The sequence below is a fragment of the Thermodesulfobacteriota bacterium genome, from assembly GCA_040757775.1.
Taxonomy (GTDB): domain Bacteria; phylum Desulfobacterota; class UBA8473; order UBA8473; family UBA8473; genus UBA8473.
Genome location: JBFLWQ010000028.1, coordinates 1 through 13883, shown reverse-complemented (window position 1 = coordinate 13883; position 13883 = coordinate 1). Strand labels below are relative to the sequence as shown.

General features: G+C 42.1%; 11 protein-coding genes. 1 reads left to right on the top strand and 10 read right to left on the bottom strand.

Going from position 1 to position 13883, the window contains the following annotated elements:
• Positions 1-50: 50 nt before the first annotated feature.
• Positions 51-1415 (top strand): radical SAM protein, encoded by a 1365-nt coding sequence (locus AB1401_13660; GenBank protein MEW6616497.1) that lies wholly within the window; start codon positions 51-53, stop codon positions 1413-1415.
• A 126-nt stretch (positions 1416-1541) separates the two neighbouring features.
• On the opposite strand, the gene AB1401_13655 is transcribed toward AB1401_13660, so the two are convergent.
• The 10 genes from AB1401_13655 to AB1401_13610 all read right to left on the bottom strand — a co-directional run bounded on the left by AB1401_13655 (position 1542) and on the right by AB1401_13610 (position 13335).
• Positions 1542-2747: an ABC transporter substrate-binding protein gene (locus tag AB1401_13655; protein ID MEW6616496.1), complete on the bottom strand. Its 1206-nt coding sequence runs from the start codon at positions 2745-2747 to the stop codon at positions 1542-1544.
• Between the two features lie 82 nt (positions 2748-2829).
• Entirely contained in the window at positions 2830-4053 is a 1224-nt protein-coding gene (locus AB1401_13650; GenBank protein MEW6616495.1) for an ABC transporter substrate-binding protein, read from the bottom strand.
• A gap of 119 nt (positions 4054-4172) precedes the next feature.
• Positions 4173-4748 carry a 2-oxoacid:acceptor oxidoreductase family protein gene (locus AB1401_13645; protein ID MEW6616494.1) on the bottom strand — a complete coding sequence of 192 codons (576 nt, stop codon included), beginning with the start codon at positions 4746-4748 and terminating at the stop codon, positions 4173-4175.
• A 153-nt stretch (positions 4749-4901) separates the two neighbouring features.
• Complete coding sequence (locus AB1401_13640; GenBank protein ID MEW6616493.1) at positions 4902-5672, bottom strand: thiamine pyrophosphate-dependent enzyme; 771 nt, start codon at positions 5670-5672, stop codon at positions 4902-4904.
• 49 nt (positions 5673-5721) lie between these two features.
• Complete coding sequence (locus AB1401_13635) at positions 5722-6816, bottom strand: 3-methyl-2-oxobutanoate dehydrogenase subunit beta (protein MEW6616492.1); 1095 nt, start codon at positions 6814-6816, stop codon at positions 5722-5724.
• A 13-nt stretch (positions 6817-6829) separates the two neighbouring features.
• Entirely contained in the window at positions 6830-7048 is a 219-nt protein-coding gene (locus AB1401_13630; GenBank protein ID MEW6616491.1) for a ferredoxin family protein, read from the bottom strand.
• A 145-nt stretch (positions 7049-7193) separates the two neighbouring features.
• The gene (locus tag AB1401_13625) at positions 7194-9614 is read right to left on the bottom strand and encodes a pyruvate formate lyase family protein (GenBank protein MEW6616490.1); all 2421 of its coding nucleotides are present in this window, start codon (positions 9612-9614) and stop codon (positions 7194-7196) included.
• Positions 9615-9767: 153 nt separating this feature from the next.
• Complete coding sequence (locus AB1401_13620) at positions 9768-10976, bottom strand: ABC transporter substrate-binding protein (GenBank protein ID MEW6616489.1); 1209 nt, start codon at positions 10974-10976, stop codon at positions 9768-9770.
• A gap of 299 nt (positions 10977-11275) precedes the next feature.
• On the bottom strand, positions 11276-12481 hold the full coding sequence (locus AB1401_13615) for an ABC transporter substrate-binding protein (protein MEW6616488.1): 1206 nt from the start codon (positions 12479-12481) through the stop codon (positions 11276-11278).
• A gap of 122 nt (positions 12482-12603) precedes the next feature.
• Positions 12604-13335 (bottom strand): TetR/AcrR family transcriptional regulator, encoded by a 732-nt coding sequence (locus AB1401_13610; protein MEW6616487.1) that lies wholly within the window; start codon positions 13333-13335, stop codon positions 12604-12606.
• Positions 13336-13883: the final 548 nt, after the last annotated feature.

Genomic DNA, 13883 nt, shown 5'->3' with positions numbered 1-13883 from the left:
CACACTTTAGGAGTGTGTTGACCCCACGCGGGGGCGTGGATTGAAACCACATGAAGAATAAAAAGAACCACGATATCCTCTTAATAAACCCCTGGATATACGATTTTGCCGCCTTCGACCTGTGGGCAAAGCCAATAGGGCTTCTGTATATTGCCAGCCTTTTAAGAAAGAACGGCTACAGAGTTCATTATATCGATTGCCTTGATATAAATACTCCGGATATGGAGAACGTAACCGGTATCGAACCGGCTAAAAGAAAGGGCTATGGCACAGGCAGGTTCTATAAAGAGAATGTGGCAAAACCGGATTGTTTGAAGGGTATTCCTAAAAGATACAGCCGATACGGTATTACTCCTGTAATATTTCTAAAAGAGCTCAAGAGAATTCCAAAACCAGGTGTAATACTGGTAACCTCCATGATGACGTACTGGTATCCTGGTGTTTTTCAGGTAATAGATATTATTAAAGACATCTATCCTGAAGTCCCGGTTATCCTTGGGGGCATTTATGCTACCCTATGTTATTCCCATGCCTCTGAGTATTCGAAGGCAGACTATATTGTCAGAGGAGAGGGAGAGATGGAGGCATTAAAATTGGTGGGTGAACTTACAGGGAACAGGCTCGAATACCCGAACCCGGGTGACGGGTTAGACGTTCTTCCCTATCCTGCGTTCGACCTTATGCCGAATCTGGATTATGTATGCATTATGACCTCCAGGGGCTGCCCGTTTTCGTGTACTTATTGTGCCTCCCATATTGTTTATAAGGGGTTTAGGCGGAGAATCCCCCTCTGTGTAGTGGACGAAATGCAGTTTTGGAGAGAGATATATGGGGTGAAGGAATTTGCATTTTACGATGATGCCCTTATGGTAGAGCCGGAGAAGAATATTAAGATTATCCTGAAAGAGGTGTTGAGAAGAAAAATATTGTGCAACTTTCACACACCCAATGGCATACATATAAGATTTATGACGAAGGAGCTCTGTGGATTGATGCATGAGGCTGGTTTCAAGACAATACGGCTGGGGCTTGAAACATCAGATGTAAAGAGGCAGTACTCTACCGGTAACAAGACCACAAACAGAGAGTTTGAGCAGTCAGTTTCAAACTTAAGGGAGGCAGGGTTCTTATCCGGAGACATTGGTGTCTATATACTGATAGGTCTCCCCGGTCAGAAACCTGAGGAAGTGGAAGATACTATCAGATTTGTATGGGAGACAGGGGCAAAACCCATTCTAGCCGAATATTCCCCCATTCCACAAACAGCCCTCTGGGAGAATGCTGTTGAGGAAGCGAGATTCGATATAGCGGGAGAACCACTCTTTCACAACAACTCTCTTGTACCTTTCAGGTCAAGGTACTTTTCTTTAGAAACATATAACAGACTGAAACAGATGACCCGCAAGACAGTTTGACAGCGGAATTGAATGGTTGCGAATTAAAGAACAGGGACGTAAAGAACCTGACTACATCGGATGAAATCTCTTAAGGAAGTGGGAAGGAAAGTAACTATAGCTCACATTCATAGACCGGTCTCTCAATCAAAAGCTTGGTTTTCTCCACCCCGTGAGGGTTACAAGCCTTTCTTTTTCTATATCTGCCTTGAATACCATTGAAGATTCTCCACCCTTATGTTTGTCCGGTCCAAAGGTAACGGGAGCAGATAGATCTCCGGTCTTGAAGTCTTTAAGGGTTTCCAGGGCATCCACAAAACTATCCGGGGTCAAGTTTGCTCCGGCTTGCCTTAAACCTTCTGCAAAGACCATGGCAGTAATCCACCCGAGTATATGGATCTGAGTGCGGGGGGTATCCTCTGTTCCAGGAGAATACTTCTTATGAACTTCTCTCATCTTTTTTATACCCTCTGTATTGGTATGCCAGGTAACTGTTGGGGAACCACCAATAAAATTCTCTGCCGCCTTGCCAGCTATCTTAACGAGGTCATCACTACACGAACCGGCGCCTCCCAAAATGGGTACAGAAAATTTCATCTTTCTGGCATCGCGAAGTAATGCAATAGAATTATCGACATAGTTATGGGAAACAACAAAGTCCGGGTTTGCCTTTTTCATAAGGAGGACCTGGGATACTGCTTCTATTGCCCCAGGAGAAAGAAACTCCCTGTCAACTATCTGAAGACCATAATGTTTGGCGCTCTCTTGAGCCGCAGCGTACCCGTCCTTACCATAAGAATTATCAGGAGCAATAAATGCTATCCTTGGGTTTTTTGCCTTCAGGTCTTTCATTATATAATCAAACAGAACCTTGATCTGATCCCTATAACTGGCTACAGGTTGAAAGAGATATCGTTTCGTCGGAATTACGGCGCCTTCGTTCATTGAAAGGATTACACCCGGAACCTTATGCTTGGTTATCTGCGGGAGAATCGCGTTAATAGATGCCTCCTGCAAGACCAGAATAAGACCCAGGGCTTCATCCCTGAAGACGAACTTCTTAAAGACCGCCATATCAACGGGTATTGAATACCTGTCATCTTCCGCTATTAATTTCACCCTTCTCCCATTAATACCACCCTGGTCATTCACGTAACTAAAGAAGTTCTTTACTGCCTCAAGTATAGGTCGCTGGACAGTAGACGTAGGACCAGTCAGGTCTAATGAAAGCCCGACTCTTACGGTATCATTAGTTACCCCTCGTATTCCTTCCGTATAACCCAATCTTACTACACCTAGAAATAAAAGACAGATCACTACCAGTCCGAAGAAAACGATCGACAATCTTTTCATGGTTCTCTCCTTTCATAGATACATGATAAAATGAACAGATTTATCTTTTGATCTCCCCTGTTCCCGAGATTCAAGCCACATCTCAATCTTTAAAAGCAGGTTCTCTAAAGTCAGTAATGGGTATAAAAACCTCTTTTTTAACGTCAGTTTTGTACATTTTAAAAGCCTTTCCACCCTTGTGATCGGTTTTACTATAATTGACAGGCTGCGAAAGCCCACCCGTGCCAAAGTTTTGAAAGGTTTCATAAGCTTGGATTAAAGATTCTGGGGTTAAATTTCTCCCCGCTCTTCTCAAACCCTCTGCGCAGATCATAGAGGTTATCCAACCTTGAATGAAGCTTCTGTTATTTTGTTTTGGGTCTAGCTCGTAGTTCTTCGCAATTTTTCTCAGCTCAATCATTCCTGGAGGATCCTCATACCAATAGGAGAAGGGGCTTATTACAATAAGATCTTTAGCATTTTCACGACCACCTGACAGAACATCCTCAGTCCCGGCATAGAAAGCTCCAATGACTTTGCTTTTCAACCCATATTGCTTTGCGGTTTTTAGAAAGGCAACAGCGGCCGTACCCCCGTTATTAAAGATTATATAGTCTATCTTCTGTCTATCCAGGTTTAACACCTCTGAAGTAGCTTCAATAGCACCTATACCAAGGACGATTTTACTTGTTAATCTTAAATTGTATTTGGGGAGGTATTGTTCAACAGTTTCCAAACCGGTTTTGCCAAACTCAACATCTGGATAAACATAGCTTATCCTTGGATTTCCAGCCTTCATATCTTTCATGATATAATCTATAATGATCTTTAGGCCATCGTCGTAACTTGCTGTTATAGTAAATATGTATCTCCTTAATGGTATTGTCATTTTGTCTGCAAGGCTCCAGGGTAATACAGGAACCTTATATTTCTCAATCTGCTGCATAAGGGCCAATGTCTGACCTGTTCCTCCGCAGAGAAGAATGGATAGAACTCTGTCTCTAAAGAGCAGTTTTTTAAAAGCAGCAAATGAACCAGGGATAGTATAACGATCATCCTCAAGAATAATCTCTACCTTCCTACCGTTAATTCCACCCATATCATTGATATGTCTGAAGTACATCCTTGCCCCTTTTGTCAAGGGGACAGTCGCAGTGGCTGCACCACCTGTTTGATCTGCAATAATACCAAGCTTCACGTTATCATCGCTTACCCCTCTCACTTCTTCCGCATTAGCAAAAGAACGTCCTAGGAGCAACGTCAAGGATAGTACCAAAAGGAATATCACTGCCAATAAATGATTCCCTGCAAGAATCTTTCTTTTCATGATAATTTCCTCCATCTTAAGAATCGTAACCGGTAGGTAATTCCCATTTATTAAACACTTCATCACCAATTTGATTGATAACTATCCTTCCTACCAATCCTCAGCTTAAACCGGGCACCTCAAAACGCCATTCCTCCTATTCTAACTCCTTCTTCAAAAGCCCGTATATTCATTGTTAACACATCCTTTTTTGTTCCAAATCTTTTTTCTACTTCCATCCTAGCTAATTCAATTGGAATTACCTTTGTAGCCCCAACATAGACTCCCAGGTAAACAATATTGACTCCACGCGGGTTGTTAATTTTTAATGAGGTCTCGATTCCTAGTACTTTCACTATTCGAATATCCTTCCCATCAACATTACCAGTGGACGCTCCCTCTTCCTGAATAAGCAAACCTCCATCTTTAATTCGATCAATCAAAAGCTGGTTTACTACCATGTCGAAGGAATGCATTTGCATATCGCTCATTATAACTGCTGTTTCAACCTTATCGGTTAGTTGTGAATATATCATCTTATCCGAAAACCTTACGACGCAATCTGCTGGTTCATTTCTCCTTGAGGAAGTTATGTTAGGATAATAGGTAGCATATCTGAAATGTTTTGCTGCTGCCTGTGCCAGCAACTGACCGGCAGTCAATGCACCCATTCCTCCCACCCCAGCAAAGATTACATCATAGCTATCCTCTTTCATTTTTCCTCCCAATATTGTATATAAGTTTTAAGCTGTTGGTATTGTTAATTAGTAGGGTTACTAAAACAGAACTCTAGAAGCTGAGCAAAATTTGAATCTTTATAACCAGTTGGAGAAACTTGAGACTGGCTCTAAGTAACAAGTCGTAGTTATTTATCCAGGAGAATCTACATCCTTAAACTCACCCAGAGGAAACTCTTTTGCCAGCTCGGTATCGATCCATTTTAAACATTCTGTTGGGGGCATGCCCCAATTAGGAGGGCACGCGGATAAAATCTCCACAAAAGAAAATCCCACTTTATCAATCTGTTTCTGAAGAGCTTTCTTTACATATTTTTTGGTTTTAGTATAATTGGCTGGGCTGGTTAGTGACCCTCTGGCAGAATAAGCAGTGCCTTTTATTCCCGCAACTATCTCTGCAGCACTTAACGGAAAGCCTTCCTGATTTTTTCCCCTTCCAAGGGGTGTGGTGGTAGTTTTCTGGCCAACGATTGTAGTAGGTGCCATCTGACCACCAGTAGTTCCGTAGTTTGCATTATTTACCATAAATACGGTGATTCTCTCTGACCTTCCCGCTGCTTGAACCAGGCTCTCTGTTCCTATTGCTATAGCATCACCGTCTCCCTGGTAGGTAATGATTATAGTATCCTCATCCACTAACCTACGCATGCCGCTGGCAGTATCAGGTGCTCTTCCATGTGCAACAGGTGCAAGGGCATCAACATCGGTGATGAATGCATTGATGCTCCCACATGTAACTCCTCCTATGAATATTGTATTGTCTTCAATCCCTAATTCCTCCAATGATTCCCATATAACACGGACGGCTGAACCATGATGACAGCCTTGACAAAATGATAAAGGAAGAGGAAGTTTTACCTTTAAGCTGGGTGTACCAGCAACTAGCTCTTTTTTCTGGTTCATAGTTCTTTTCTCTCCATTAATTGCTATAATTACATTTTGATATTAATAATTAAGCAAGCATCATTTTTATTTTTTGAAGGACCTTCTCTGGGAAAATTACCCCTCCCTCCCTCTCTTCATGTCTGTCCAGACAGCTAATTAAACCAATCTCTGTTTCATAGTCACACGCCATCCTTACGTCAACAAGCATCTGACCTAAGGAATCCTCAACCACCAGGAATTTTTTCCCTTTTTTATATTCTGATCTAATTACATCATAAGGAAATGGCCATACTGTAATAGGGCGTATCATGCCTACTTTCAAATCTTCCGCTCTTGCCAGCCACATTGCTTCTATGGAAACTCTGGCAGAGTAACCATAGGAAACCACAACCAGCTCTGCATCGTCCAGATTATGGCTTTCGGAGAGTACTTCTTCTCTCTCCATTTTATTGAACTTGTCGTTTAGGGTATTTAAGAGGGCAAGATAACTAGGGTTTCTGGGTGTTGGCATTAACCCTTGTCCGCAGCTTAGTAAATTTCTCTTCTTTCCCTTTTGTTTTCCTCTACCCCTTAGTGCCCAATCCTTTTCAGGAAGTTCTTCAAACTCCAAACTTCTCAGCTCGACTGGTTCCATGGTAGTACCTATAATTCCATCACTGAGAACAACTACAGGATTACGATACTTGTCTGCGAGATGAAAAGCGATCTGGACTAAGTCATGAACTTCCTGTGCGGAATATGGTGCAAGAACGATATTCTTGTATCCACCATTTCCACCACCTAAGGTTGCACTGGCATAATCCATTTGACCATGTCGTGTCGTTCCCTGCCCCGGACCACCTCTTTGAACCAGGACGATCACACATGGGACCTCACAATTTACAATGTGAGATATCGTCTCTTGCATTAAAGGCCAACCAGGGCCCGAAGTAGATGTTATTACCCTCCCTCCAACCGTTGCTCCACCCAGAAGCCAGTTAATTGATGCAACCTCAGAGGATGTCTGCGCAAATACCTTACCCCTTTTTGGAAACTCCCTGGCAAACCATTCTCCAATATTGTTTTGTGGCGTAACAGGATAACCGTAGAAGGCATCACAGCCAGCTGCTAAAGCTCCCCATCCAACCGCCTCGTTACCGTCGATAAAAATAATATCTTCCATATTATCCCCTTCGTTAAGTTAACTTATAGACTTCAATTGCAAAATGAGGACACATCTTAACGCATAAACCACAGGCATTGCATGATTCTGGTTCTGTAAATTCAGCAAGCATGAACCCTTGAGATGTATAGTTTTCCTGGGATATTGTTAAAGATTTTTTATTACAGAACTCAACGCAGTATCCACAACCCATACAGAAATCCTTACTGATTATTACACTTCCCTTAGCCATACCGTCTCCGTTCCTTAAAATTTTGATCGAGTATGATTAAAAATTTGAATCTTCTTCCGTCAGAGCCTTATTGTAAAAAGGTGGTATGAGATGACCCTCATACCACCAAAGAGCAAACTCATTTCTGCTGTCGTTTAACCATGCACTAAAAGCACTGTTCGGTCCTCTTTATGATCTCATCCTGTAGGCCCTTACTGAGGTCAATAAAGTAGGCAGAATATCCAGCGACTCTCACTATCAAATTAGAATGTTTCTCAGGATGTACTTGAGCATCCAGCATCTCATCCTTACCAACAGCATTAAATTGAATATGGTGAATACCTAACTCCCCCCATGTATTGAGATAATCAGCAAAGACATTCGCATTATCTCCCTTTAAGAACTGAGGCAGGAATGACTGATTATACAGATGGTTCCATGATTTTAAAGGGTCCACCTTTGAAATCGACTTCAGTGCAGCCGTTGGCCCCTTCTTGTCCATTCCACTCTCAGGGGATATAGTCCCATCATGAAAGGCATCCCCCGCCTTCCTACCATCAGGTGTAGCCCATGTAGCTACGGAATATGCATAAGGGGTCGAAGCTACACTCCCATCTACACAACCTGGAAGCCCATGATATGTCTTGTACTTCTTCGTTTCCTCGGTTACTCTGTATAACAGATCCCTGGCAATCAAATCAACAGAATCATCGTCATTCCCAAACTTAGGAGCCTCATTGATAAACATCATGCGTACATCTTCCTTACCTTCCCAATTACTCTTGAGAATATCAATCAACTCTGCAATACTCAACTTCTTCTCCTCAAAAACAAACTTCTTAACCGCTGCCAGCGAATCCACTACATTAATCCCCCCAAGGACCTGCAAAGTCCTCCATGGTAAGTAGCTCCACTTCGCCAAATCCTCTGCCCTTTCTACACAACCATCCAGGAGGGCGGACAGAAAAGGACGTGGTAGATACTCCTCGTAAAGGGCGTCTGCAACGTCACAGATCGCAAAAGCTTTATGGCAATAAAAACTGTAGTGTTGTAAAACGACATCCTTTATATCCTCAATCGATGTAAATGTAGAAGGATCAGGAGTCTCAATGCTTATCAGCTGCCCTGTTTTCATATCCCTTCCTCTATTGAGGGCTAATTCAAGACATTTAGGCAACATTATGAGCCCCGCAGCGGCAGTACGGTAATTGATGTTTTTGCCAGGGATGATAGGATACATGCAGTTATTGATGGAATAGCCTCGAGCCTCTTCCAGGGGAATCCCCGCTTCCAGATACCTGGGGATAATAGCATTGTCGTTAAATAGTGCTGGCTGGGCGACTCCCGTACTTATGACATCAATTGCCTTGAGCATAAGCTCTCTCGGTGTTTTTTCATGCCATCTCAGAGCAAGTGCAGGCTGTATTGAGCGAGCAGACTTTATTGCATCCAGAACTATATAGCTCATCTCATTGGTAACGTCCTCACCATCGGAATTGACACCCCCTATGGAAAGAGTCTGCCATCCAAGGCCGCCTCCGCCTCCACCCGACCATATGGGCGGATGGAGAAATCCTGTCTCCAGGAACTTAAGCCACAGACACTCCACTAACTCCTGAGCACCCTCTCGAGTGATTATCCCTTTATTTACATCTTTTTCATAAAAGGGATAGAAAGCCGTATCAAATCTTATGCCAGAACCTACCAGGGGTACCTCAATATAGTCAACAATCAAATGAATAAACCAGAAGAGCTGTATTGCATCATGAAGCATCCTGGGCGGATTCTCAGATACCCAACTGCATATGTCTCCAATACTTTCCAGTTCATCCTTTCTCTTCGCGTCTTCTTCAACCTTAGCGAGGTTTCTCGCTAACTCAGAATACCTCAAAGCCCACCTGGTAAAAGCATTCATCGTTATAATAACGGACTCCAGGAATGTCTTTTTTTCAACGTACTCTTTGCCATTTATAGTATTCTCCGAAAACTCTTTTTTTATCTTTTGTAACTTGTCTTCAACTTCTTTTCTTATGCCTTTTATGCCTATGCGAAAAACCTTCTCGTAATTGGGTGTAGCAATAGCCCAGTTATATGCCCAGTACAAGGTACCATTAAATGACCAGTATGGTTGGATGTCCTCAGGAAGAAGGGGTCGCTCCATGCCGTGTACTGCCCTGCTCTTCCAGTACTTGTGTATCGTTCGCAGCTCTTCCTTCTCACCCTCGCTGAGAATATCTTTATATCCGTTGTTCACTGCTTTTTCTATCCACCTCCACTGAAGATCAGGGTAGTGCGTCACACAATCAGGCCTACTTGCATAGTTCCCCACGATGAGCTCCTGGGGCTGTATGAAAAGGGTCATTACTTCAAGAATCTTTGTAAGACCCTTTGCCCTCCTTGTTACCATGGGTTCACCTTCGGTCTCCTTGTAGGACTCGGTCAGCAAACGTGCTCGTTCAAGGCAGAGCTTTACATTCAGCTCTCGTCGAAAAGGAGCATCATCCTCTTCCTTTTTCATGCCTCGAGTAACATTCCTGTGGGCCTTTATCACTACATTCTCTTGTAAGGTTCGAATTCTCTCGTTCATGGTATTCCCTCCTTTCAAAAAATTACAGGTACCGCAATACGAAAAACATTCAATGAGTTATTCTCAGTTCACCCCTATCACTTGCAGGGGCAATTTTTAAAATTATATTTGCTAATCGAAAATGTCGTGTTTTTTCCCTTATCCCTGTAAACTTTATTTGATTTTCGGCACATCTCTCCAATCGCTAATCGGGATGAGTTTCTGCGTTGCTGGATCGCCATTGTAGATCCTTTCGTATTTCACTACTTCATGACTTTTCGGGGTAATGGTAATCGGACCGGATATGCCTCCAGTATCAAAATCTCTTAAGGTCTCTAATGCATCTATCAGTTTCTCATTATCCAGGTCTCTACCTGCTCTCTTTAACCCTTCGTGAAACAGTTTGGCTATGATCCACCCTATAGTAAAATTTTTAGACCTATAAGGTTTCTCTGTTCCAGGATGATAATGAAGCGTTACCTTTCTTAGCTCAGCCATTCCCGGGTTGTCATCATACCACGAGCTGAAGAAGTGGACCCCATAGAAATTATCAGCTACCTTTCCTGCTATATTGAGAACATCTTCACTGGTGCCTGAATACGTCGCATATACCTTGCAATTAAGCCCTAGCTTCTTAGAGTCCCTGATGAGAGCACCGATAGCAGGGATAACGAGAAACGGTATCACATAATCCGGATTTTCCCTTTTTATAATCAATATCTCGGAAGTAAAATCCAGATTGCCTACCGGAGTCATTACAACCGGAACATCCAGGTCAAAAAACTTTGCCCACTTCTGGATACCGTCTAAAAATGGGGCTTTAGCGGCTACGTCAGCAACAAGACAGACTATCTTGGGCTTCCTGGGTTTTGATTTCTGAACAATCCAATCAAGGAGGACCCCTGTCTGATGCTCATATGTAGCAATGGGTCCAAAAATGTACCGCCGATAAGGATCAAGAAGATCTTTATCCGCAGCACAAGGGATTGTGGGAAGCCCCTCTTTCATTATTTTGCTCATCAAGGTTTTCGCCTCACCGGTAGAACCAGGTCCTAAAAGTGCAAAGATCTCGTCTCTGTATACCAGTTTCTTAAATGCTGCCAGAGCGGCAGGTATGATATAACGGTCATCCTCCAGGATGTACTTAATCTTCCTCCCGTTAATTCCACCCTGATCATTGATATGTCTGATATAGGTTCTGGTTCCATCACATACAGGAGTCATGATGTTTGAAACTGGACCTGTAAAGTCCCAGATCCCCCCCACTTTAATTGTAGTGTCAGTAATTCCTCTTGACGACCCGCCATAGCTGGGGAGACTGACAAGAGCGACTGAAAAGATTACAGTTGCTATTATCACTAAAATTACCCCTCTCTTTTGCATAATCGTTCCTCCTCCTTCGTTAAATAAAACAGTTGATATCTTTTATTGGTTTCTCCTTTCGTAGATATGTAATAACTACTCTGACTTTCTTTATCCTGTTAAAGCCTTGTATTTTCCACTGACTGGGTCGGATCTGTAAATCTTTGATGCATTCCCGCCTCTATGGTTTTGAGAACTGAATGTGACAGGTACAAGAAGTCCATCGGTATCATAATTCTTGAGAAGCTTGAACCCCCAATTTCTTTGCAGCTCTCATTAACACAACTGTAGACACCAGGGTCCCCTAAATAACATAGTCCTCATTTTATTTCCGGGGTCTTTTTCCAATCCGTAATTGGGACAAGTTTCCCGCTTTCCGGATCGCCTCTGTAAAGCCTTGTACGATGTATCCCTTGATGGTTGGTAGGGGAAAAACTGATCGGGCCGGAAAGCCCTCCTGTATCCATATCTCTTATACTTTCCAGTGCAGTTACCATACCTTCACTACTTAGATCTCTTCCAGTCCTATTTATAGCTTCATAAAAAATGGCACCTATGACCCAGCCTACGGTATACATCTTGTTGCGATATGGCATCTCAGTGCCAGGTTTATACTTGAGAGTGATCCTTCTCATCTCTTCCACACCCTTTCCCTCATCGTACCAGGAAGAGTAAGGATGAGCACCTATATAATTCTTCGATGCACTGCCTCCCATCCTTACTGTATCCTCTGTACATGAGAAAAGGCTTCCATAAACGGGAATGTTAAGATCAAATTTCTTTAAATCTCTGAGTAATGCCACAGCACCATAAGAAGTAAGGTGTATCAGGATATGGGTTGGCTTATTCTTTTTGATGCTCAACACCTGGGAAGTAGCATCAAGGGCGCCCAGGTTTAGTACCTCTGTGTTGAGGCTAAAGTTGAAAAATTTGGCCCATTTCTGGACTGATCTAAGGGCTACCTTGCCCGATTCTCCTTCGAAATATACAAATGTTACATTGATATTTTTGGCTTTGAGATCATTTATAATATAATCTAAAATTGCTCCAAACTGATCGCGGTATGGATTGAAGGGTAGAAATATATGCCTTTTTAACGGATCCACCTGAGCCTCATCAGGGGCTCCGCTCAAGTTGGGAACCTTCAGTTTTTCTATCTGTCCAAAGAGTGCCCTTGCTCCCCCTATGTTGGCAGGCCCAAACAGGGCAAATATCTCATCTCTGAAGAGGAGCTTCTTAAAGGCAGCTATCCCCGCGGGAATGGAATAGTGGTCATCCTCAACTATCACCTGTATTTTCCTTCCTAATATTCCGCCCTTATCGTTGATATGTCTCATGTAATTTCTGAAGCTTTCGGCTACCAGCACTGTTGTATCCCCTGCAATAGGCCCTGTTTGATCCAATATAGCCCCGATCTTTATCGTTGTATCCGTAACACCCCTCAAATCTTTGGCCTGACTGATTAAGCTGTTAATGAAAAAAATAATTCCCATCAATGTAATTGCCACGAAGACCCTTCTATTCATTTTTATATTCAACCTCCGTTAGTTACGATAAGCCGAAAAAAATTGTTTTCAACCCAGCTCAAACTCAGCATAGCAATTCTTTTTATCTAAAAGCCGGTTTATTTTGGTTTGGACTTCCTCAGTTATGAGCGAATAACATCTAATTTTTCAGCTAACGATTCCGTCATTGAGGTAAGGGTTTGAATTTTATCAAGTACTTCTTCAATTTTACGATCAGGACTAGATAACGTTTCCATTTCTGTGCCAGGGGAAGTGACCTCTTGTTCTTGATCCAGATATTTTCTTTTCGAGATCGTGTAGCCTTCTAATAAAATATCTGCCATCTGTTGAGCAATCTTTTCAGGGTCGTCCCCCCTGTCGGGCCTATACCATTTATATGCCCAAATATACATTCCAAGAATAGAATTCACAATGACCCTCAGGTTTGGTGTTGGCTTAAATACCCCTTCCTTTACACCGTCAGAGTATATATCCTCGAATACTTTGTTATATTGTCGTTTTTTATTCTGTATCAATTTTTGAAAATTACTTGGAAGTGCAGATTCCTCTTCGAAAAATATCTTCGCCCAAGATTGTTTTTCCATATTGTATTTCGCACAGTATTTGATGATGTCGGCCATTTTTTTAGTTGTAGGTATCTTAGAGTGGGCTATTTTCAACAAACCATCTATTGACTCCTCGAGTTCTAGCTCGTATATCCGTACTAGAAGTTCCTCTTTACTGTTGAAGTAGTAATAGATGATGCTTGTAGTTGTCCCTATTTCTTTCGCCAGATCCTTGAGAGAGGTGGCATGATATCCCTTTTCACAAAACAGTTTTTTTGCCGCCCTCATAATTTTGTCTTTTGTAGACACGATGTCACCTTTGAGTAAATTAGATTGACTGTACAATCAGTAATATTTGGTCAATTTATAATATTAACTGGACGCCTTGTCAAGAAATATTTATGTATAAGAAATAATGGACTTTCCATTTGATAAGTATGATTAATCAGTCAGATAATAGAGGTAATTCAAGTCATGCAGGGGATAGTGGAAGAACATAAATTTATTTTTTTATTGTTGCGCAAGGGTATTTTGAATTCCATGGATTTGTCTTATTCTGTTTATCTAATAAAGTATTTTCATGAAACATTATACCAGGGAGCGGAAAAGGAAATTTTTCAGGGTGAACTAATTCGACAGATCAGGTTAAAACGGATACCTGCAGAAAAAAGTGTTGATTTCTCTTGCATGAGTTGATAAACATGCGTATATTCAGGTATAGTTGAATCTGATCTTACACAATCTCACAAAGTGTTCACGGAACTCCTTATCTCAGTTGGTTTCTTCCGCATAACATATGTGTGTAAATCATGGTTGTATTTACATGCCAGTGTCCTAAAATCTCCTGAATCGTCCTG

Coding starts and splice junctions, on each gene's coding strand:
- AB1401_13660 (MEW6616497.1), top strand. CDS start 51: ATGAAGAATAAAAAGAACCACGATATCCTCTTAATAAACCCCTGGATA.
- AB1401_13620 (MEW6616489.1), bottom strand. CDS start 10,976: ATGCAAAAGAGAGGGGTAATTTTAGTGATAATAGCAACTGTAATCTTT.
- AB1401_13630 (MEW6616491.1), bottom strand. CDS start 7,048: ATGGCTAAGGGAAGTGTAATAATCAGTAAGGATTTCTGTATGGGTTGT.
- AB1401_13615 (MEW6616488.1), bottom strand. CDS start 12,481: ATGAATAGAAGGGTCTTCGTGGCAATTACATTGATGGGAATTATTTTT.
- AB1401_13635 (MEW6616492.1), bottom strand. CDS start 6,816: ATGGAAGATATTATTTTTATCGACGGTAACGAGGCGGTTGGATGGGGA.
- AB1401_13645 (MEW6616494.1), bottom strand. CDS start 4,748: ATGAAAGAGGATAGCTATGATGTAATCTTTGCTGGGGTGGGAGGAATG.
- AB1401_13640 (MEW6616493.1), bottom strand. CDS start 5,672: ATGAACCAGAAAAAAGAGCTAGTTGCTGGTACACCCAGCTTAAAGGTA.
- AB1401_13655 (MEW6616496.1), bottom strand. CDS start 2,747: ATGAAAAGATTGTCGATCGTTTTCTTCGGACTGGTAGTGATCTGTCTT.
- AB1401_13625 (MEW6616490.1), bottom strand. CDS start 9,614: ATGAACGAGAGAATTCGAACCTTACAAGAGAATGTAGTGATAAAGGCC.
- AB1401_13650 (MEW6616495.1), bottom strand. CDS start 4,053: ATGAAAAGAAAGATTCTTGCAGGGAATCATTTATTGGCAGTGATATTC.